The sequence below is a fragment of the Pseudooceanicola sp. NS-SX9 genome (assembly GCF_057380705.1).
The window spans coordinates 103,464-127,599 of the sequence record NZ_JBXXRN010000004.1; the positions used below are offsets into that span (position 1 = coordinate 103,464).

Consider the following 24,136-nt stretch of genomic DNA (forward strand, 5'->3'; position numbering starts at 1 on the left):
CTAGTAGGCGCTGTTGTAATCGCTGACAAAGATCCAGTCGTCGGGATCATCATCGGCAAATCCGCCGTCATTCTCAAGCAAATCGTCGATCACCCACAGGCCGCCCTTGCTGTCGATATAGGCAAAGAGCGCGCCGTCTTCGTCCAGCAGCGTATAGGCGCTGTCGGCGGGTGTGCCGGCGGGGGCCTTGTAGCTGACATCCTTGACGAATTCGCCCAGCTCCGCGTCATAGACATAAGAGGCGGTGCCTTCGTTCTTCGCGGCCTGCTTCGGGTGGAAGCTGATCACGATCTCCGAGGCGGCGATGGCGTTCTGGATCTGCGCCACGCTGGAACGCTGCGCCGTGGTGGGGGTGACGACCGGCGCGGGCGTCGGTTCCGCCACGGTGGTTGTCGTCACCGTGCCGTAATCCGCCGTGGGCGAGGGCGCATCATTGCCGTCGCCGCCCGCCGCCGTTACCCGCACATCGCGCTGTGCCGGGCCGTTGCCGGGCTGCGGATCGGCGGGGGCGCCGTGGGTGTCGGCCCAGTCGGCATCGGATTGGGTGACGATGCCCATCTCTCCCTCGGGTTCGCCATGGCGCGCCGGATCGGATCCGGTATCCATCGCCCGGGTCGGATCGGCCCCGTCGGAGGCGCCCAGCAGATACCAGAACTCGATCGCGGAAGGCGCCATCAGGCGGTTCACCGTGGGCGCCCCGAAGGGTTTGAAGGGCACGATGAAGCTGTTGTATTCGCCGGTCCAGTCATGCAGCCGGTCGCCGCCGGTATTGGCGATCAGCACGTCGCGCCCGGCACCGCCCAGCACGTAATCCTCGTAGCTTTCGTCGGTATCGGTGGTGTCGGCGGTTTCCAGCACGTCATCGGCATTCAGCCAGTCGTCGCCGTAACCGCCATAGATCCGGTCGCGCCCGGTGCCGCCGGAGATCGCGTCATTGCCCAGATCGCCAAAGATCACGTCGTCGCCGTCGGTGCTGACCCCGTTGCTGCTGCGGGCATCCACCGGGCCTTCCTCGGCGATGTGGTTGAGGAAGAAGGTGCCGCCATTCGGAGTGATTTTCGCCCTCGGGTCGTTTTCGTCGTAATGGGCGAATTCCTGGGTCGTCGCGTCATAGGCCAGCAGGTCGCCGGGGTTCACCGGCGTCTCCCAGGACACAATGGTGCCATCCATCGCCTGCGGGGCCAGCGCGAGCGGCAGGGCCTCGGCGCCGCTGATCGCATCATCGCCCGCACCGCCATGCAGGAAATCATCGCCCCAGCCGCCAAAGATCACGTCATCGGCATATTGCGGGTCGAAGGCCGTATCCTGCGTGGCCGCGGGATCCAGGTTGAAGGGCGTCAGGTTCACCGTCTTCTTCAGCTGCTGATCGACGTTGATCACGTAGCGGAAGTTGAAGCTGTTGGGCGCGGTGATCAGGTCATTCACGCTGGAAAGCGCGGCAATGCCATAAAGATCCTCGCCATAGCTGGTGGAATTGCGGCTGGTCATGATGCGGCCATCGTCGCCCAGCACCCCGTCCGATCCCGTCCCGCCCGAGATCCAGTCATTGCCCCAGCCGCCGATCAGATCGTCGTTCTGACCATCGCCAAAGATCACGTCGGACCCGATCTGCGCATAGATCACGTCATCGCCCGCCTCGCCGTGGATCTCGTCTCCGGCGCCGTTGTCGTTCAGCGCGGTCGGGTCGTAATCCGGGCCGCCCTCGGTGTAATCCAGCAGCTCGACCGCGCGGGGGATGATGCGTTCGCCCCCATAGCTGTCGTAGGCAAAGGTCAGGTAGGCGCCGCTGTCGGTGCCGTAAGTGCCCACAATCCGGTAGATATTGCCGTTGTCGCCCAGGATCGTGTCGGCGTCGCGGGCATGGCCGTCGGCGCTTTCATCCCCCAGATCGTTGCGGCTGGCCGCCGTGCCGGAGCCGCCAAAGATCAGGTCGGCGCCATCGGGCCGCAGGCTCTCGTCTCCCTCCAGGCTGAAGAGGGTCGAGCTGCCGCCGACGATATCGTCCTGGCCAAGGTTGCCAAAGATCACGTCGTCGCCGCCATTGCCCTCGATATAGTCATCACCATCGCGGCCCGTGCCGGCAAAGTCATCGACCGAAGGCCCGGTTTCCAGCAACCCGTTGATCCTTGAGGCAAAGACCGCGCCCGGATCGGCGATGCCGTCGCCATCCAGATCGATCGAGCCATCGCCCTGGATCACGTCATTGCCCAGCTGGCCAAAGATCAGGTCATCCTCGGCGCCGCCTGCGATGTAATCGTCGCCGTATTCGGCCGCATCCTCGGTATCCGAATGATCGAATAGGGTGATATCACGCTGCTGGATGCCGTCGGGGCTGGTCATCGCCGCGCCCGTGATCTGCGCCACGCCATCGGTGTCGTACAGGATCCCCTCGGCCAGGGCACGCATCCTTGCATCGGCCGACTGACCCGAGCGGTAGATCCGCCCGTTGTCGCCCAGGATCACGTCATCGCCCGCGCCGCCGTCGATGGCATCGCCCGTGTCGAAGGCCAGTGCGCCCTCGTTGTCGGTATCGACATTGTGGCCGCCGATCAGATCGTCGTCGCCGTCCTCGCCAAAGATCACATCGGCGCCCTGCTGGCCCATGACCAGATCATCGCCCGCACCGCCAAAGATCGTGTCGGCGCCGCCCATCCGGTCGCCGCCCGTATAGGTGGCCCAGACATCGAAGGGCCTGAGGCCGGTGACAAGGGGCAGGGCGGTTTCGTCAATGTCGCCCGCAAGGGTGGCATGGTCGCCCATCACCAGATCGTTGCCCGCGCCCGCCCGGATCACATCCGCGCCGGTGCCGCCGATCACCAGATCATTGGCATCGCCCGTGGAAATCACGTCATCGCCGCCATGACGCCAGTCGGTGGTCTCGATCAGCTGCGCAAGATCGGTCGAGCCGTCCTGCGCATTGACCCAAAGGATCTGGCCCACATCGCCCAGCACGATATCCGCCGCGTCGGGGCCGTCGCCCGCATTGGTCGTGATCACATCGCCTGCGGCGCCGCCCAGAACGATATCCTCGCCCAGTCCGGTCGTGATCACATCCGCGCCGCCATGGGCCTCCTGCGTGGTGAGGGCGCTCAGCAGTTCCAGCGGCAGGGTGCCAAGGTTCACAGCCCCCGTGCCCGTCGTCACCGCGCCATTGTCACCGAAGACAAGGTTCGCGCCCTGGCCCGCGTCGATCTGATCGGCGCCAAGGCCCCCCAGGATCACGTCGCTGCCCGCGCCGCTCAGGATCGTGTCGGCGCCGCCCAGAAGCGTCTCCTGGCTGCGGATCGCGGCGATGGTCATCGCGAAACCGGTCAGCTGCGGGGCGTTCAGGGTCGCATAGGCCAAGACCTCGCCCAGATCGCCGAAGACGATGTTCGCGCCACTGCCCGCGTCAATCACGTCATCGCCGAAGCCGCCCAGTATCAGGTCGGTGCCGCCTGCCGCGGTGATCGAGTCATTCCCCGCATCCGAGGCGTAAGTGGTTTCGATCACGTCGAAATCGCCCTCGTCCCCGTCCAGGATCACCTTGTCGATATTGCCGTTGTCGCCGAACAGGATATTGGCGCCGCCAATGTCGGTCAGGCTGTCATCGCCCATGCCGCCCAGCACGATATCGTCGCCCATCCCGGCGAAAACGGTATCATTGCCGCCCTCGCCCGGGTTGGTGGTGTAGACTGCAGTGACGAAACCGGTGGTGGTGATGCGCTGCGTGCCCGCGACCTGTGTGATCACACCCAGATCGGCCAGCACGATATCGTCGCCCGTCCCCGCATCGATCCAGTCGCTACCCGGGCTGCGCGTATCGGCACTGTCGAGCGCCGGATCCAGGATGATATCATCCGAGACCACCAGATCCCGCGCCACCAGATCGACGCTGAAACCATTGTCGCCATAGATGTGATCACTGCCCGAGAGGCCATAGATCACGTCATCCCCGGCGCCGCCCGCGATATGGTCATCCCCCATCGAGCCGATGATCGTGTCATTGCCGATCCCGCCATAGATCACCAGGCCCAGCTGGCCGGCCGTGCCGATGGCCGAGGCGTCGATGTAATCCCCTTGCAGGTCGGGGTTTTCGTGGCCGTCAAAGACCAGACCGCCGCCGGTGGCCGCGCCGCCCAGGTAATCATAGCGCGCGCCGTAGGTGTCGGTGTCGCCGTAGATCACCAGCAGGCTGTCGGGCCCGCCGCCGCCCAGCACTGTGATCACATCCGCGCCGCCGCCGCCGTGGATCGCCGTGATCGGCAGATCAACAGTGTTGTCGGACAGGGTGTTGGTCGCCAGAACGGTGAAACTGTCATCGGCATCGCCCAGCAGGACGTCGATGATCTCCATCCGGTTCATGGTGATGCCCTGCGCATAGCTGACGATCTGAGACCCGTCCTGAGCGATGCTCTCGTCGAAATCGACGGTGCCGGTGCCCATGCCCAGACCGTTGACCAGCAGCCGCTCGGTGCCGTCGGGCAGGGTGGTGGTGGTCATGAAGCCCGCCTCGCCGGTCACATCCGTGTCGTTGAAGATGTTGACGCGGTCGTTCTGCGCGGTCTCGTCGATGACGATATCAAGGGCGATGGGGCCGGGATCGCTTTCGGTGGGCAGCATCACCGGGGCCAGCAGGGTGCGGTCCTCGGTCGGGCCGCCCTCAAGGATCAGGGGGCCGTAGACCTTGGCGCTGGTGTGCTCTTCCGCGGGGAAGACCTTGGTGATGTAGTCCGTTGCTGCCGGGGTATAGCCGGGATCGGCCTCCAGCGTGACCTCGACCGCCTCGAACCAGTTGGCGGTGGTGAAGGTGATCTGCGCCGCCGTCACGGTCAGCGTGGCGGGGCCGGTGGCGTCGGTCAGGGATTTCCCGCCCGAGAGGTAAAGCCTTGTACCATCGGCGGAAACCGCGCCGATCATCACCGCGCCGTCATTGCTGCCCGCGCCCGAGATATCCAGCGTCTGACCCGAGGCAAAGCCCTGCGCCGCCCAGTTCACCCCATCCGAACGCTCGATGTAATCGGCGCCGTCGCTGACATGGACAAAGCTGACGGCCAGCGTCTGATCGGCCAGCGTCACCCGCGTCACGCGGGCGCTTTCCACGATACGGGTCTGGCCGTCGTCGAAGATCGAGATCGTCACATCCGCCGTCGGCGCCTTCGTCAGCCTGACAGAGTAGCTGTCGGTCTGGTCATAGGCATCGTCGCTGCTGTCGATGACCACGGTGTCGCCATCGCTTTCGCGGATCACCACGCCCGCATCATCGCCGTCGATGGCGGTCAGCGTCAGCTCCTGCGCGCTGGCGGTGGCATAGACCGGGCCGTCGCTGCTGACCTGATGGGTCAGGGTGATGCGCTCGGCGTTTTCGACCAGCCCATCGGCCAGGGCGGTGACGGTCACGGTCTGGACCTGATCCCAATTCGTGGCATCGAAGGTAAAGACCGTCTGGCTATAGGCCAGATCCCCGGAATTTGCGTTGTCCGTCAGGGTGATGGTCACGGTTTCGCCCAGGCCGGGCGCCCGCGACAGGACCAGATCATAGGTGTCCGTGATCCCCTGCGCGCCTTCCAGCACGAAGGTATCGGCGCCCGACTGGGTGATTTGCAGTTCGGCCAGATCATTGTCGCGGACCTCGGCCACCAGGTTCTGCACCTGCGCGCCGTCAAAGGCCGCGTCGCTGGAGCGCACCGAGTGGCTGATCACCACGTTGCGGGTGCCTTCGGCGGCGGCGTCATCCTCGGCGCGGATCGTGACGGTCTGCGCCTGATCCCAGTTCGTGGCATCGAAGCTGAGGACGATGGCATCGGCGAAGGTGGTGCCATCGGCGCTGACACGGACCGAATCCGCCTCCTGTCCGGTCAGGGTGATGTCGGTGGCGTCGGTCTGGGTGATGTCAAAGGCCCCCTCGACCACGATCTGCGTCGCCGAGACCGAGACGATCTTGTAGATCCCGTCGGCATCGCCATCGGTGGTGCCGCCAAGGCGGATCGACTGGGTGACGTCGAACCCGTCATCCAGGAAACTGCCGCTGGCGCGGGTGATGGTGCTGCCCCCGGCGGCAAAGCTGATCGCCGTGCCCGCCGCCATCCCCGGCAGCGCCAGGTTGCGATCAGCGCTGGAGGCCCGGTTGGCCGAGACGGTCACATAGACCACGCCGGTCGGAATATCGGTCAGCCGGATCGTGTAGATATCCGTCCGTTCCCCTTCATTTTCAGACAGTTGCGTGACCCCGGGGGTGGTGTCGCCCGCAGCCCCCTGGCTGATGATCACGGCGCCCTGGTTGGCATCGGCAACCGTGGTGCCCAGCCCCTCGATAAAGGTCTGGTCATAGGCGTCATCGGTGCTGGCGGCCTGGTGGTTGATCAGCCCCGACCGCCCGGCCAGATCGGCCGAGATGATGGTTTCGGTCACATCCCCCGTCACGTCGAACGTGTCCGAGCCCAGCCCGCCGATGATCCGCGTCACCGCATTGGCGGCGGTCGAGAGGATGAAGAAGCTGTCGTCGCCCTCCAGCCCGTCGACCTCCAGCAGTTCCTCGGTGTTCGAAAGGCTGACGTTCAGACCGGCGCCAAAGACGCCATCCTCTGTGATCACAAAGGCATCGTCGCCCTCGGTCCCCAGCACGATCACCTTGTCAAAGCCCGCGCCCCCGTCGATATCGAGCGGCGCGTTGATGTTGTAGCGGATCAGGTCGTCGCCTTCGCCCGCGTTCAGCTGGGTGTCGTCCTGCAGAGACGAAGACCCGTCATCCGCCAGCAGGAAGGCCCGCACGGTGAAGTCGTCATTGCCGGCCTCGCCCTCCAGCTTCAGCTGGGCGCGGTTGGCGTAGACGGTGAAACTGTCCTGCCCCTCGCCGCCAAAGGCCACGGTGGCAAAGCTGATCCCGTCCGAGAGCCAGCCGCGGGTGGTCAGCACGGCGTTGATCTGATCCCCCGCCGCAATGCCGTTTTCTCCGCTTGCCACGTTGGGATCATTGCCGAACAGCTGGCCGAACTGGAAGCTGTCGTCGCCGAGGCCGCCGTCCAGCGTCATGATCGCGGCATTGTCGTCGGCGATGAAGGTATCGTCGCCCGCCTGCCCCAGCAGGGTGACGCGGCCATTGATGGCGCGGTCGTAGTTGATCCGCTCCAGCGTCTGGGGGCGGGTCGGATCCTCGCCGCGCATCTGGTCGATATCGCCATGCAGCAGCGCAAAGAAGGTCGTCCGGCTGAGGAAGACGTCATCCTCGGTCGTGCCCAGCACGATCATCGTGTCGACATCGGTCGGCCCGCCCGTGTCCTCGACGTCGATCACGTAGTTCACCGCGATCCCGCTGACGGATCCATGGGTCTGCACCGTCAGGTCGTCAGAGCCCGCGCCGCCATCCACCAGCAGGCTGTCCGAGGCGCCCTGGTCGTCCAGCCGGACGATCTCGATCAGGTCATCGCCAAGGTCACCGTAGATCGCCGCCGTGCCGTCGAAGGCCTGCGGATCCAGGATGCGGATCTGGTCGCGCCCCTCGTCGCCATGGATCACCAGGGTCGTCCCGGCCGAAACATCGGCGCCGTTGAACACCATCTGGTCATCGCCCGCCCCCAGGCTGACCGTCAGGCCCGTCCCGGCGGACAGGATCCCGGTCACGGTCAGGAAGTCGCGCGTCGCCCCGGTGTCGATCCGCAGTGTGCTGCCCGCCTGCATCCGCCCCGAGACCGCGACGCGGTCCTCGCCCTCGTCGGTGCGCAGGATCAGGCTGCTGCCCGCCAGCAGAACGCCGGTGATCGCCACCAGGTCGATGCCGGTGCCGGTGTCGAACAGCAGGTCATCCCCCGCCTGCACCTGCCCCGAGATGTCGATGCCGTCGCTGCCCTCTCCGGTGATCAGGGTGGCATCGCCGATGGTGCCAATCAGTCCGGTCAGGGTGAACAGGTCGTCGGCAGTGCCGGTGTCGATCAGCACCTCGATCATGCCTTCCAGGATGCCGGTGATCTCCAGCGCGTCCTCGGCCGCGCCGGTGTCGATGAAGACCTGGCCCAGCCCGCGATGGACCCCCTGCATCTGGATCGTGTCCTGCCCGGCGCCGGTCTCGATCGCCGTGTCGCCGCCGACCAGCACGGTGCCGGTGGTCAGGATGTCGTCGGTGCCGTCGCCGCCCAGCAGGGTCATGTCGCCGCCGACGGTGATGTCATCGGCGATGACCACGGTATTGGCGCCGTCGCCCATGTCGATCAGCAGATCCCCCGCGACCGAGACAGGCACCAGCGGTTGCAGCGGATCGGGGCCCAGCGTCAGCGTGTCGTCGCCTGCGCCCATCAGGATCGCGGCATCGCCGCCCACATCCAGCTGCCCCTGCACCAGCAGGTCGTCATTGCCGCCGCCAAGCGAGATCCACAGATCGCCGCCGACCCAGGTGGTGCCAGTCAGCACCACGTCGTCCCGGCCCGCGCCCGCGCTCAGCCGTAGGGCGCCGCCGGCGCTGATCTGGCCCAGGTCCTGGGTCAGGCTGTTCGTGCCCTCTCCCAGTTCGATCGTCAGATCGCCGGTCTGCGCGGTCAGGTCCGAGCGCAGGGTGATCGCGTCATCCCCGGCGCCGGTCGCCAGAGTGATCGCGCCAAAGGCGGTGATCTGTCCGGTCTCGCTCAGGACCAGGGTGTCGGAATTGGCGCCGGTGGTGATCCACAGGCTGCCGCCCGCCGTGATCACACCGTTGATCGTGACATGGCTGCCCTCGCCATCCAGGCTGGCCAGATCGCCGCTGATCACCACGTCGCCGCCCGCCTGCAGCAGGGCGCCGGTGCCCAGGGTCACGTGATCGCCTGCAGTGATGTAGATGCTGCCGCCCGCGGTGACGCTGATCCCGTCCAGCACGGAGAAGCTGTCGTAATCGGCCAGGGCCGTCTCGGTCGACAGATAGGTGATGTTGCCGCCCGCGGTGATCGTGTTGGCGACCGTGATCGGGCTGGTGGCGGTGGTCTGCACATCGCCGCCCGCATACTGGCCCGCCCCCGCGCCGCCATCCATCGTCTGGACCGTCAGCGCGCCGTCATTGGTCACATAGGTCGATCCGGTGGTCGAGCGCGACTGCAGCGATCCGATCTGCGTGTAAAGCCGGTTGTCGGCCGCACCGATATCCCCCTGGGCGATCAGATAGGCCCGGCCCCCCAGCACGTTCGAGGTCTGATCCGGCAAAAGCGCGTTCCAGATGCTGCCCGTGGTCGCCGTCAGATAGGCGGTGGCCAGCGCCGGATTGGCCTGCGTCACCTCGACGGTGTTCAGGTACAGATCGCCCGCCTGTTCGATCAGGAAGGTGTTTTCCTTCGAGGTCACCGTCACCACGCCCGTGCCGCCGCGATGGCTGTCGATGTCGAGCTCATTTCCGAAGGCGCCGATATAGCCGAACTCGGCCGTCAGGGTGATGCTGCCCGCCGCCAGCACATCGGCCGCCAGACGCGATCCGGTGGTATTGCCATCGGCGCTGGTTTCGGGCGCGGCGGGATCCGCCAGATCGAGGGCATCAAAGATCGACAGCTGCGCATAAAGCACCACATCCCCGCCGCGCGACAGCACGTTGCGGATGTTCATGTCGCCTTCCTGCTCATAGACGATGACGTCTCCGGCGGCGGTCAGGGTCACCAGGCCAAGCGCATCGGGATCGCTCAGCCCGTCGCCGCGGGCCTCGATCTCCATCGCGTTGGCCTTGGTCCCGATGCTGCCCGTCTGGGCGGTCAGGGTGATGTCCTTGGCCTCGATATTCACGTATTCGGTGGCATTGGCATCCAGGATCGACCCCTGCGCCACCAGATACACATCGCCCCCCGCCGAATAGATGGTCGAGACATTCATGTCGCCATCGCGCTCGGTCACGCTGATGTCGCCGGTGCCGCGCGCGGTCAGCTTGTAGCCCGCCTGCTGATCGACATAGATCGTGCCGGTGCCGCCCACGCCGCCATCCCCGGCCTCAAGCACCAGATCCTGAGAGGTGATGTTGGTGGCGCCATTGCCGCCGCCATTGGTCAGGTTGCCCTGAGCGCGCAGGCGCAGATCGCCCGCCACGTCCAGCACGCCCAGTTCGATCGCGGATTCCGAGCCCAGATAGGCCTGGCCCCCCGCGATCACGTTCAGCTGGCCCGAAACGGTGATGTCCAGATCCTCGCGCAGCTGGACCTGCACCATGGTCAGCTCGACGAACTGGTTGACGTCAAGGGTGACGCCGGTCTCGGCCGTCAGGGCGCGGTCCAGCACCAGCGTCGTCGCGGTGGCCGAAACCACGGTGTAAAGGCTGTCGGCGTCATTGGCATTGGCGGTATCGCCCGCCAGCAGCAGCTTCATCCCCGCCCGGTAGCCCGCGAAATCGCCCGTGCCGCCCACCAGCGTCAGCGTGCTGCCCGCAACGTCGACCACCATGTCCGACAGATCGAGCCCCCGCGGATCCAGCGCCAGCCCCGAGACATGGACGCTGATGTTGACCTCGGACAGCGTCAGGGCAACGCGGCTGGTGTCCAGCACCAGCGTCAGCCCGTCGGCCGAGATATGATCGACGGTATAGAAGGGGCCTTCCTCGGTGGCGTTGGCGGAATTGCCCTCGACCTGGATGACCTGCCCGGCCAGGCTGCTGTCCCAGATCCCCGAGGTGCGGGTGATGGTGCCGGCGGCGGCGTCGAAATTCACCGTGGCGGCAAAGCGGTCGGTGGTCAGGAAGAACAGGTCGTCACGCTCGGCCGAGGACAGCAGCACGCGCTCATCCGGGGTCAGGTCGGTGTTGGGGTCGATGGCGATGATCTCGAACCCGTCGGTGGCGCCGATCTGCCCCGAGACATCCAGCGTCACCGTGTCACCGATGATGTTGGCCTCTTCGATCACCGTGTCGGTGTCGGTCACCGGCACCAGAAGGCCGGCACCGATGGCGTTGATCAGCTCTTCTTCCGTCCAGATCTTGATCGACCCCTCGATGGCCGCGGCCTCTTCGGCGGTCAGCTGATAGGTCCAGTCGGCATCATAGACACCCGGCGTCAGCGCATTGCCCGGCGTCCCTGCGTAGCTGCCCCAGATCGTATCGAGGTTGCGGTACTGTTCTGTCCGAGAGGTCCGCAGGGTCAGGATCGCATTGGCCACATAGGCGCTGACATCGGCCGCGCCCTCGGCCGTGGCCTGAGCGGTGTAGAAGGCCTGGTAATAGGTTTCCTCGTCCGCGGTCAGCAGCAGCAGGGCGGCGGGGTCGTATTGGGCTGCCGAGGGGCGGAAGGTCAGGTAATAGTCCGCCGCCGCGGCGTCGATCGTGGCCTGGTCCCAGTCAGGGTGCAGATCGGCCAGTTCCAGCGCGTATTCTTCGCCTTGGGCGATGCGGGTCTGCCAGTAGCTGCGGTATTCCTGCGTCTTGGCATTGGCCAGGGTGTCCTTGGCGTCCTGCACCTTCTGGCTGGCCGCGCCGGTATAGACCTGATTGCCGTTCGCGTCGGTTTCATAGTCGGTCAGGCTGAGGGCGCCCCAGACGCCCGCACGCAGTTCCGACACGGCGCGCTCGTCGGTTTCCTCGGTCTGGTTGCCATCCACCAGGTCGCCCGATTGCACGCCCACGTAGACATCGTCCCGGGCGTGAATCTGGTAGAGCCGCAGATCGCCATCGGTTTCAGACACATAGACCCCGCCCTGCAGCGCCGTTGCCGTCAGAAGCGCGCGGTCGCGGGTGCCGGTGTCGATCTGGATGACCCGCGCGGCGCTGCCGATATCGCCGTCGGTCGCGGAAAGCGTCACCGCTTCGCCGGTGATCAGGTGGCCGGTGGCCGCCGCAAGGATGCTGCCCGCGGATGTGATCACAGCGTCATAACCGCCCGCTGCCGCCTGGATCGTGCCCAGCGTCAGATCGCCCGAGACCTCGGTTAAGTTGATGATCCCGGCGCTTGTGATCACATCCAGCCGCTGCCCCGAGACCCCGGCCGCATCCGACAGGTTGATCCGCACGGCGTCATAGACGCTGCCCACGGCCTGGGCCGTCAGCGACACGGTGCGGCCGCCGATCTCGCCCAGGATGGCGCCGCCGTTGGTGGTTGTGATCACACCCGTCGTGGTGATCGAGGTCGCCCCGTAGGCATTGCGCAGCGGCCCGTCGATGGTGATGTCCGAGGCGCCGCCGTCGATCACGATGGACCCGGCCGCATTGCCGATGAAGCTGATGCCGATGGGCCGGTCGGCCTCGATCGTGTGGGTGACGTATTCGACGGTATCGGTGACGGTGGTGAACTGGAACCAGGCGTAATTGGTGCCGTACCAGGTGGACCAGCTGTTGTAGCCGGTCTGGTTCGGCCCGTTGACATTGCCGGTCACGGTCACGCTGTCAAATGTATAGGCGTCGCCATCATGCGAGACATCGAGGTAGAAGTAATTGGAATCCGGGATCAATTCGCCCGCGAATACGGTGGTGTCGGTCTTGTCGGGCTCGCGGGTGTCGGGCACGAAGGCGTCGATGCCCAGCCAGTCGCCCTCGGTATATTCTTCGACCAGGACCTCGCGGCTGCCCTGCGCCAGCATCCAGCCGTAGCGGTAGCCCGACTGCGGATTGTAGGTGAAATCGCGGGCCGCGCCCTGGCCCACGTAGCCGCCGCCATTGTCGCTGACCTCGACCTCGCCTGCGGCATTGACGCGGTAGATCGTGGTGTAGGGCACGCCGTTGGTGGCCTGTTTCGCCAGATCCTTGATGATCAGCTCGCCGGTGCCGCGGGTGGTGGCGTCCAGTTCCTGGACGATGATCTCGGGGGTGTAGCCGGCATAGGCGCCGGTAAAGGTCATCTGGTTGACGATCTCGATCTCGGGGTAGCCGCCATAGACGATGATCTCGCCGTTGCGGGTGTTCATCACCCGCGCCGTGATGTCGACATAGCCGCCGCCCGGGGTCAGCGGCGTGACCAGCACGGCGCCCTGTCCGGCATTGGCGGTCGGATCGAAATAGATCTGGAAGTCGGAATTCGTCGTCGGCAGCAGGATCACGGTCGAGGATCCGCTGGCCAGATGCGCCGCGATCTTGTCGCGGGTGGCATCGTTCAGCACCACCTTGAAGGTGTCCTCGCCCGACTGGATGATGCCGTTGACGTTCAGATACTGGCTTTCGATATAGATCCGGTCGCCGGTGATCGAGGGCGTCACCGGCTGGACCGACAGGAAGGCGTCGATGGCGGCCTGAGAGATCCGCTCGGCGTTCAGCATCCCGGCGGTGCGGTCGGCATAGTTGTTGCCGGTCAGATCCGCGGTCTTCCACTTGGAATAGGGTTCGCCCGCCAGATGGTCCTGGGTGGCGCCGGTGTCCAGGATCGTCGTCCCGTTCGAGCGCACATAGACATTCTGCCCGTTCACATCGGCATAGATCAGCACCGAGCCGTTGGAAGAGCCATAGTTCGAATTGTTGTCGATGGTGATGTCGCCGCGCAGGTTCAGCACCGCGCCGTCGACGATCAGATCCGGCCAGATGGCGGTGTTGGTGTTCGGATTGCCGTCGTTCAGCACCGCGCCAAGGGCGTCGTAATCGATGGCGATGGTGATCTCGGGCACCCCGCCCGAGGGCGTGGTCGAGGCGGCGCTGAAGGTGAAACCGGGTGTGATCACACCCCAGAGGCCCGGATCATCCTGCAGCACATCGGCGTTTTCGGTCAGGATGGCGGCGGTGGGATCGGCGGCCAGCGACACGTCATTGCCGTTGAAATAGACGCCGCCATTGACCTCGGGGATCTCGGCGCCATTGACGCGCAGATAGGCGGCGGTCTGGTTCAGGATGCTGATCGAACTGTCGCGCGGCGTGTCGAACGTGCCCGAGCCCGACAGCTGATCGGCCAGGACCTCGACCAGGCCGGCCTGGGCAAAGACCGCATCCACGTCGATGATCTGCACGGTGGGCAGCAGGGCGCCCAGTTCGTTGTTGTCGAAATCGACGACGCCGTTGTGGTTCAGATCGTTCCAGACCGCTTCGCCCGCGGCCAGCATCTCGGCCAGGATGCGGTTGATCTGGTCCTTGTAGAACTGCACCAGATCGGGGTTCACCAGATTGCCGCTGTCATCCTTGACGTTGTAAAGCGCCAGGTTTTCCCGCGCGATGGCCAGCTGGGCGGACCGGTTGCTTTCCACCTGTTCGACCGTGACGGTGAAGGTGATGTCGCTGTCCTGGCCGTTGGTGGTCAGGACATAGGTGCCCGGGTTGCTGGGATCGCCGGCCGAGGCCGCATCGAAGGTCCAGGTCTGCACCCCCGCGCTGGTGGTCGAGGTGCCGACAAAGCTGTTGGTGGCGGCATCGAAGGTGATCGTCAGATCCTTGTGCCGCTCGGCCCCGGTGCGGATCAGCCCGTCGTTGATGACGCTGCCGCGCGCCGCGATCTGGCCAAAACCCGGGCCCAGATTGGCATTGTTGCCGCCCAGGGCGCTGTCGATGGCATCGGTCACGGCCGAGGTCCAGTTCACCGCCTTGGCCTTGACGTCCATGTTGCCCAGGCCGATCTCGTCGGCATAGAGGTTGATGTTGGCAAAGCCCTCCAGCACGGCGCCCGAGGTGACCTCGACCGTGTTGTCCGTGATCACGACGGCCCGGGTTTCCAGATCGTCGATCGGGATCAGTGAGCCCGCGAAATTGTCCACATAGGCGGTCAGCTGATGGACATAGAGATTGCGATCCGCATCGGTGCCCGCGGTCAGGTAGATGTCGCGCCCGGCGGTGACATGGCCCGCGATGGTGATGCGGTTATCGGGGGCAAGGTCGATCTTCGCATGGCCCACGGCCACGGTGCCCAGGCCGTAGGTCTCTGATTTCGAATGCAGATTGGCGGTGTGCTGGCCGTTCGCCTCAAAGATCAGGCGCCCTGCCGCGTCGATGGTCGCACCGCTGCCGACGCTCACTTCGGCCAGCAGCGTGTCGGCGGTCAGATCGGTGAAGGCCCCAGCCCCCGACAGCGCCCCGGCGGTGAACAGCGCCACGTCGTCGCTGATGTCGAGCGCGTTGAAGGCCCGCGCGGTAAAGCTGCCGGCGGTGTCGGTGGTGGTGATCTGGCTGTGATCATCCACGTCGATCCGGGTCTGCAGAGCGATCTCGATATCCGAGGACGACAGCGCCCCGCTGGCCAGCCCGCCGGCGTTGCCCTCCAAGTGGTTGCCGCTGGTGGCGGCCTTGATCACGGTGTTGGTGGCGGCGGCATAGAGGCTTTCGGCAATGACCTCGGCGCCGGTATTGTCACCGTCCTGGCTGCCGATGCGCACGGTCACATCCGCATTGACATCGATGTTCGACACCGCCCCGTTGCCCGCGATCAGCCCATAGCTGGAGGCGGTGACAAAGGCATTGGGCCGCGAGGTGAAGGCCGCCGTGATGTTCAAGAAGCCCGGGATTTCGTCAATGGTTCCAGCATAGTAGTCGATGATCGAGGCATTGTTCGTGGCGACCTCGATGTGCGCGCCGTCGCTGATCTGCGCGCGCACGTCGGCGTCGATTGTAACCGTCGGTGCGGCGCCCGCACCGGCCACCGCACCGCCCGAACCGGCGGTGGTATCGGCCACCGCCTCGGCCGTGCCACCGGCGCTGATGTTGACCAGCGCGGCGCTCACATCGGCATTGGTCCCGACCGTGGCATGAGAGGTCACGTCGGCCGTGGCCTCGGCCACTGCCGCACCGATGCCGACAAAGCCCACCGCCGCCGCCAGCGCATCGGCATATTGGGAACTGTCGGCGATGCTGGCGATGTTCACATCGACCAGCGCGTCGATCTGCGCGCCGCTGGCGATCTGGGCGCTGACGCTGTCACCCACATGGGTTGTGGCCAGCGTCGAGGTCGCCCCGATCAGCCCGCCCGCCGCCGCGTAGGTCGTGGCCAGAGCGTTGGTATTGTTATGATATTCCGCCGTCCGCGCGGTCACGTTCAGCGTGTCGACAGCCATTGTGCCGCCGGCCGTGGCGCTGACGTCACCGGCCACCGTCACATCGACCACATTGGCCGAGGCCGCAAAGCCCGAGGCCAGCGACAGCCCCACCGCGAGACCCGAGGCCCGGCTGCGGCTGGTGGCCTCGACCGAGACATCCTGCGCATATGTGATCACACCGGTGACCGAGGCCGTGACCTCGGGCAGGGCCTGAACCTCGACGCTGCTGCCAGCGGCGCCAAAGGCAAAATAGCCCAAGGAAAGCGAGGCGGCGACGGTTTCGGCCTCCAGCCGGGGGCGGGCCTCGGCGGTGACGTCCAGGTCGCCGGTCAATGTGATCACATCGTTGTTGCCGGTGCCGCTGACCAGCGCCTGGGTCCGCGACGTGTTCGACGCCACGACCCGCGTTCCGGCCCCCGCAACCGAGAAGCCCAGCGAAACCGACGCCGACACTGCTGCCGCGGCGGCTGCCGCATAGGTGTCGCTGTCGTCCTGGGCATTGACGACCATCGCGCCGGCGGTGACGTCTGTATTGTCGACCTGCGCCCGGATCGTGTTGTCGACGCTGTTTTCGGACAGGCCCACGGCGATCGAGACCGACCCGCCCACCAGCCCGGCCGACCCCGCGACGCTGGCCGCGCCGACGAAGCTGTCGATGACCGAGCTGTCGGTGGCCTCGACCGTGACCGTATCTCCGGTTGCGGTCACCTGGCTGTCGTCGATCTGCGCGATCACCGCGTAATCAATGGCATTCACCGCATCCGAGCCGCTGCCCGCGGCCGCCCCCGCCACCGCGCCCCCGGCGATGGCCACCGACAGTGCAACCACGGTCGCGTCAATCCGCGCCTGGTCCATCGCCGCCAGCACATCGACATCGCCGCCAGCCGTTACCGCGCTGTCGTCAATCGTGGCAAAGACGCCGGAACTGTCCCCGTTTCCGATACGGTTTTCCGCCAGGCTGACCCCGATCGAGGCGCCAAAGCCCCCGGCACCGACTCCGATCGCGGCCGAGGCCGCCAGAACAATGGCATCGATCTGCGCGTCGCCCTCGGCGCTGACCAGCAGGTCATCGGCGGCAGTGATAATGGCATCCGCGATGCGCGCGGTGGTGGATCCGGTGATCTCGTTTTCGGCATAGGCACCGGCGCCGGCAAAGCTGACGCCCACCAGCCCGCCGGACACCGCCAGCGCGGCGGCAGCGGTGGCGGCACGGATCTGGGCGCTGTTGCTGGCCAGGACCTCGATATCGCCGGTCGTGCTGGTGACGCCGCTGTCGGCATTGCGGATCTCGGCCAGAACGTCGCTGCCGATGGCGTTGAAGCCGATGCCCACCCCGGCCGAGACCGCCACGCCCACCATGCCAAAGCCCGCGGCCACGGCGACCGATCCGCCGAAGGCGTCGATCCTCGAGGTATCGCTGGCCTCGACTGTGATCACATCCGCGCTGATGCCGGTGCCATCGCCGTCGATCCAGGCGCCGGTGGTGGCGTCGATGAGGTTTTCCGCATAGGCGCCCGAACCCGCGACGCCGACGCCGACCTGGCCAGCGGCGACCGCCGCGGCACCCGCGAAGGTCAGCGCGCGAATGCCTTGGGCGCTTTGCGCGCCGATGGTCAGATCGCCCGACAGGTCCATGCTGCTGTCTTCGGCATAGGCCTGCACGACGCCGCGCCCGGCCACCAGATCGCCCGTCAGATCCCGCCCGATAAAGTTCCGCGCCACCGAAACGCCGATGCCGACGCCCACGCCCACCTGGCCCGCCGCCACCGCGGCCGAGACCGCCAGCACCGCCGCGTTGATTTCCGTATCCGAACGGGCGTCAATCACCAGATCTCCGCCATTGATCGTTGTCAGATCGGCATCAATGACCGCCGCCTCGACCGAGGACTGGATGGAATTCAGAGCCACCGCGCCTGCGCCCGCGATGCCGACGCCCACCTGGCCCACCGCAACCGACAGCGCCGCCGCGCCCGACACCGCGTTGATCGCGGCCTTGGCCGCGCGGATCTGGCCCGCCTCCAGGCGCAGCGCGATCGAGGAGCCCTCTTCGTCGACCACGGTCCAGCTCTGGCCCTCTTCCAGGGCGGCGACCTTGAGCTTGCCCACGACCTCGAAGCCCGCGGTCTGCAGGGCGGTGGCCAGCGACACGGCCAGCGCCGCATCCCCCGCAAGATCCGTCGCATCGGGGGTGTCGCTGTCGATCATGTCGGCCACGGCCAGATCGTTCAGCACTCCGGCCGAGACCGAGACCACCGCGTCCGACGCCCCGCTGCCCAGCGGCAGTTCGGGGGTCGAGGCGCTGACGGTGATGCCCTCGGCGCCCGTCGTCGTCACGCTGGCCTCGCTGATCGTGGCGCTGACATCGCCCGCGACCTCGTTCAGGGCGATGGAAACGCCCAGCGACACCGCGACACCGGCCTGACCGAAGGCCACCGACACGGCCATCGCCGCCGACACCGCGTCGATGCTGGAAACGTCATCTGCATTGACCACGACGTGATCCGCCTGCACGTTGCTGGCAGCCCCGGCGATCCGGGCGGAAACATCTGTATTGATGCGGTTTTCCACAGCCGAGCCGCTGCCCGAAACCGCAACTCCCGTCTGCCCTCCGGCAACGGCGACGGATCCGGCCAGGCTGGCGGCCTTGATGGCCTGCAGGCTGCGGGCATCGACATTGACGCCGCCCGTGGCGGTCACGTCGCTGTCGAGGATGGCCGCATCGACCACCGCAGCGCTGTCGGTCAGGTTCACCAGTTCCCACAGGTCGGTATTGCCATAATCCTGCGCATTCAGCGCGAAGGGTGCCGTGGTGCCGCCCGCGTCGATCACGTTGTCGGCCTGGGTCACGGTCTCGCCGATGTAGCGATAGATGTCGCCGGCGCGGGCACCTGCCTCGATCAGCACGGTCGTCGTGTTCTGCGTCAGCTGGGTCACGCTGTCGGCGGTGGTGTTGGTATGGGCGGCATTGCCCTGGGCATAGCCAATCAGGTTGCGCGACACGGCCACCCCGATCGAGGCCCCGACGCCGGTCTGCCCCACCGCGACCGCGGCCGAGGCCGCCAGTACGATGGCATTGATATCGCCCGAGGATTCGGCTGCGACATCCACATCGCCGCTGGCGCTGACGGTGCTGTCGTCGATCAGCGCAAGGGTCTGGGAGGTGATCCGGTTGGTCGCCTCGGCACCCGCGCCGCTGACCGCGATCCCGGTGCTGCCAAAGCCCGCCGCGATCGAGGCCGCGCCCGCGAAGGCACTGATCTGGGACGCATTTTCCGCCGTGACCGACAGATCGCCGCTGGTCGCGGCGAGCTCTGCGTCGCTCACCCGTGCGATGACGGTTCCGGCGATCTCGTTCTGCGCCAGTCCCAGCCCGATCGAGACCGCGACACCGGTGCTGCCGAACGCCACCCCGACCGAGGCGGCGCCTGCGAAGGCGTTGATTTCAGAGGCATTCATGGCCTCGACCGTGATCGTGTCGGCCGTCGTCTGGCCCGCCGCGCCGTCGATGGCGGCCAGCACGTCCACGTCGATCAGGTTCTCGTTCCACACGCCCGAGCCCGAGACCGCCACGCCCGTCGATCCGCCCGCCACCGCGACCGATCCGGCAAAGGTCAGGGCCTGGATCTGCTGGCTGGCCTCGGCTGTGATCACAAGGTCTCCGCCGCTGGTGATCTGGCTGTCGGTGACGCGGGCCATGACCTGCATCGGGCCGTCCGCGCCCAGCAGGTTGCGCGCGATGGCCGCCCCGATCGAGACCCCCACGCCGGTCGATCCCGAAACCGCAACGGCCGCCGAAGCCGCCAGCACCGCGGCGTTGATCCGGCTGTCGCCGAAGGCCTCGACCACCACGTCGCCGGGCGCGCTGAGGGTCGATCCGTCGATCATCGCCAGGGCCGAGGCCGTCACGCTGTTCTGCGCGACAGCCCCCGCGCCGCTGACCGCTATGGCACTGGAAGAGCTGACGGAAACGCTGACCGCTGCCGCCGCCGAAATGGCATTGATGGTGGAGCTGTCGACCTTCAGAACGTTGCCGTCGAAGGACAGGGCAAAGCTGCGGCCCGAGCCCTCTCCGTCGCCATTGGTGTCCTCGACCACTGCCAGCCACTGGCCGAAGCCCGCCTTCGACACCCGGATTGTATCCGTGGCCGAGACCTGGTCCTGCGGGTCCAGATGCGCGTTCAGCGCGCTGCGCAGTGCCGCGAGGATCGCCGCATCGGCCGCCGCATCGGTGGCATCTGGTGTGATCACATCGTCCGAGGTCTCCTCGGTTCCCATGTCGTCGTTCAGCATGTCGACCTGGGCGGCATCGTCCAGATCCTCGCCGTCAAAGCCGGGGGCGGCGACGGTAAAGCTGTCTCCGGCCGAGGTCTCGGCCGAGACGATCAGCGAGGTGCCATTGTCGCTGCCTGTGATCACAAGATCGGCGTCCAGGACCGAAGCTTCGGCCCGGTTCGAAACCTCGTTCAGCGAGGCCGCGATGCCGATGGCGACCGACACCGCCGTCGAGGAGCTGCCCACCCCCACCGCGACCGATGCCGCCCCCGTCACGCTGTCGATGGTCGAGCGGTCGAAGGCCTGGATGCGGCCATGGGCCAGCTGCAGCGCCGCGCCGCCGTCGCCCAGCACATAGGCCGCCGCATCCGAAGCGATCCGGTTGCGGGAGAAGCTGCCGGTGCCGCCCACGGCGGTGCCCGACTTGCCCACCGCGACCGCCACCGCCCCGGCCAGCACCAGCGAGGTGATGGTCTGTTCGGTCAGCGCCTCGATCTGCAGGCCGGCATCGCCGCCAAGGCCGGTGGTGATCGTGGAATTGTCCAGATGGGCGGCGGTCAGCGCGCCTTCACGCGACAGGCCGACCTCTTTCCAGGCCTGCACATCGCCGTAATCGGCAATCGAAAGGTCCGTGGCGGCGGTCTGGCTGGTGCCGACATATTCAAAGCTGCGGCCGCGATAGGCGCCTTCGGTCACGGCGATGATGTCGCCGGTGGCCAGCGTCACCGACTGGACGCTGGTGTAATCCGCAGACACCGCCGCATCCTGCCAGCCGATCTGGTTGTCGGAAACCGAGGCCCCGATGGCGACCGCCGTGCTGTCGCCCGAGGCCGAGACCGACACGGAGGCGGCAACCGCCGCCACCGTCGCATCAATGCGCGAGACGGACTCTGCCTGGATCACCACCTCGTCCGCGATCAGGCTGCTGTCCTCGATGCTGGCCTCGGCCGCGCCGAAGAGGCGGTTGACGGCAACGGCGCCGCCCACCGAAACGCCCACCGCATTGCCATCGGCCGCGCCAGAGACGCTGGCGGCAACGGCGGCGGCGGTGCTTTCGATGACGCCCGCGCGGCTGGCGGTGACCTGGATCGTGCCGGTCGTGGCCTCGGCCGAAGAGGCCAGGATGCCCGCATCGACCACGCTGCGCAGGGTGTTGCGCGCGATCGAGGTGGCCACCGCCACCGACAGCGACTTGCCCGTGCCCACGGCGATCGAGACCGAAGAGGCGATGTTTTCCGCATGGATCAGGCTGTCATCCAGCGCGGCGACGCTGATGTCACCGGTTGCGGTGGCGACGCTCGACGACAGGATCTCGGCCTGCGCGCCGGCGCTGCCGCGGTTCAGCGCCACGATGGGGGCCACCGTGATCGAGGTGTTGTCATCCAGCGCAATGGATGTCGCCAGCGCTGCGTTCACGATATCGGCGGTCAGCACCATGTCGTTGGTCGCCAGCACCGCAACCCCGTCCTGCGCCGTCACGTCCGAACGCAGGATCGCCGCCGTGGCCATGGCCGGATCCTCGTCCGCGGGCAGCAGGCCGAAGAGCGCGTCGATGGTGTTGAACAGCACGTTCTGGCTGCTGACCCCGACCGAGTTGAAGGCCAGCGTCACGCCGATGGCATAGCTTTCGCCGCCGCCCTCGGCGACCGTGGACATGTCGATATCGCTGTCCAGCACCGCGCTGTTGGTGGCCTGAACCGCCACCGCGCCCGAGGCCTGCAGATCGGCATCCTCGACCGTGGCCTGCGCGGTGGCCAGGACCACGTTGGTGGCGATCAGCGCGTTGACGGCCAGCGTCGTGCCGCCCTCGCCGAAGGCCGAACCGCCGTCGGCCGCCACGTCGCCGATGTTGTGGGCGTCGATCCGGGCGTCTTCGGTCGCGGTGACGGCGATGTCGGCGGTGGTGGTGGCGGTGGCCTCGGCCAGGCGGGCGATGACGGTGCCGCGCAGGTCGTTCATCGCCACCATGCCGCCGCCCGCAGTGGCGTCGGATTCAGAGAAGTTCAGGTTGATCCCCGGCGGCAGCAGGCTTTCGATATCCAGCGGGTCGATCTTGACCCAATCGCTGTCGGCCTCGAAATCGAGCGTGGACAGATCCACGTCCTCACCCCAGCGATTGTCGCCGAAATAGATATAAAGAGCGCCGCGTTCGCCCTTGGCCTCGTCGTAATCATCGGCGATGCGGATCTTCTGGCCGAAGGTCAGTTCCCGTTGGACGCCGGATTTCGTCGTGTAGGCATAGTCGTTGGCGACGTTTTCCAGGCTGGTGAAGATCACCCCAAGGCCCGCGTCATTGGTGACGGTGGTGGTGACGGAAAGGGTGTTGGTGGCGTCGATGGCATTGTTGTCATCGGCGGCGATGGTCAGGCTTTGTGACGTGATGTCAGTGGGATAGCCCGCATTGTTGCCATGGGACGTCCAATCTGCACCGGTGAAGGTCTGGGCGGACAGGTCCAGCACCGCCTCGGGGCCGGAATAGGCATAGACCGTGCCGGAATTGGCCAGCACCCGGTCGCCGGTCCGGATCCGTTGGGACCCGTCGGACTGCTTGTGGTTCGCCACGTCGACAAAGGCCCGGGCGCTGCCCGACAGCTTGTTGGTGGCAACAATCGCCCCCACCGCCGTCCCCGAGGCATCCTTCAGCGCCGAAGCTGCCGACGTCGTCTCGTTCGAGGTGGTGGCCGTGATCGTCGCATCGTTGCTGGCCAGGACCTCGACCCCGCCCGAGGCGGTGAGGCTGCTGGACAGCACATAGGCCTCGGCATCCACCGGGGCCTCGCCATTGAAGGCGCCCGAGATCAGCGGATCGCCGAGGATGCCGTCGATCGTGTTGAAGAGGATGTTGGAGGGCTCCCATCCGACCGAGTTGAAGGCCAGAATGATGCCGACGCCGGTGTCGCCGGTGGCGACCATGGCGGTGTTTTCTGCGGTCAGATCAGCGGTGTTGGTGGCCTCGACCCGGATATCGGCGCCGGTCAGGGCGCTGTCGATCACCGCGGCGCGCGCGCCCCCCTGCAACACGTTGGTGGCAATCACGCCGCCCACCGCGACCGAGGTGCCCTGGCCCTGGTTCGACCCGCCCGAGGAGGAGGTCGCAGCATCCACCAGCGCCTCCATCGTGGCGTCCTCGGTCGCGGTGACGGTGATGTCGCCGGCGGTCACATCGGCGGCAAGGATCCGCGCCTGCACGTCCGAGCGCAGGTCGTTCAGCACCACCAGCGCGCCCACGCCGACCGAGTCGCTTTCGCTGACATTGCCAAAGCTGGGGATGCCCTGAGTGGTCAGGGTGGGGCGCCAGAAATTCAGGTCCTCGTAGTCCACATCATTGATATCAATGATGCTTTCGGTGCCGAGGTATTCATAGACCCCGCCCGCCGTGCCGCCGTTGCCATAGCTGTCGTCAAGCCGCACCAGATCGCCGAACTTGACCGTGACCGGTTGCGTGCCGGCGCCCAGGGCCAGCCAGTCGGCCTGCTGTTCGTCATTCAGCGTCTCGGCTGCGACGGCCTGGCCGCCGTCATTGGTGGTGGTCGAGGAACTGACCAGTTTCGAATTCGACCACAGGCCGATCTGGTCCTGCGCATTGACCGAAACATCGCCCCCCGCGGTGATCGTGGCGGCAGGCGCACCTGTCCCGTCGATCTGCGCATAGGCCCGGCCGCTGACCTTGTTCGAGGCCAGCACGACGCCGATGCTCTTGCCGCTGGCATCGGTCTGGGCCGAGGCCGCGGATACGGTGGAATTCGACACGGTGGCATTCAGCCGCTCGCGCGAGGTGGCATCGACACCGATGTCGCCGCCCGCATCCAGCGTGCTGTCCAGCACCCAGGCCCGGGCCATCGAGGGATCCTCGCCGCCCATGGCCTCGGAAATCAGCGGATCGCCTAGCAGCGCATCGACCGTGTTGAACAGCAGGTTCGAGGCCTTCCAGCCCAGCGTGTTGAAGGCCAGCGTGACGCCCACGCCGGTATCGCCGGTATTGGTCTCGGTCTGGGTGGTGGCGTCCAGGATGGCGCTGTTGTCG

Annotated in this window: 1 protein-coding gene (running past one end of the window); it reads right to left on the bottom strand. The window is 66.5% G+C overall.

The annotated features are described in order from the left end of the window. Positions 1-24,136, bottom strand: the 3' portion of a protein-coding gene (locus AC2ITM_RS20415; RefSeq protein ID WP_486470253.1) for a beta strand repeat-containing protein. Its footprint extends 6,428 nt past the window's final position; only the last 24,136 of its 30,564 coding nucleotides appear in the window; the start codon falls outside the window, past its right edge; its stop codon occupies positions 1-3.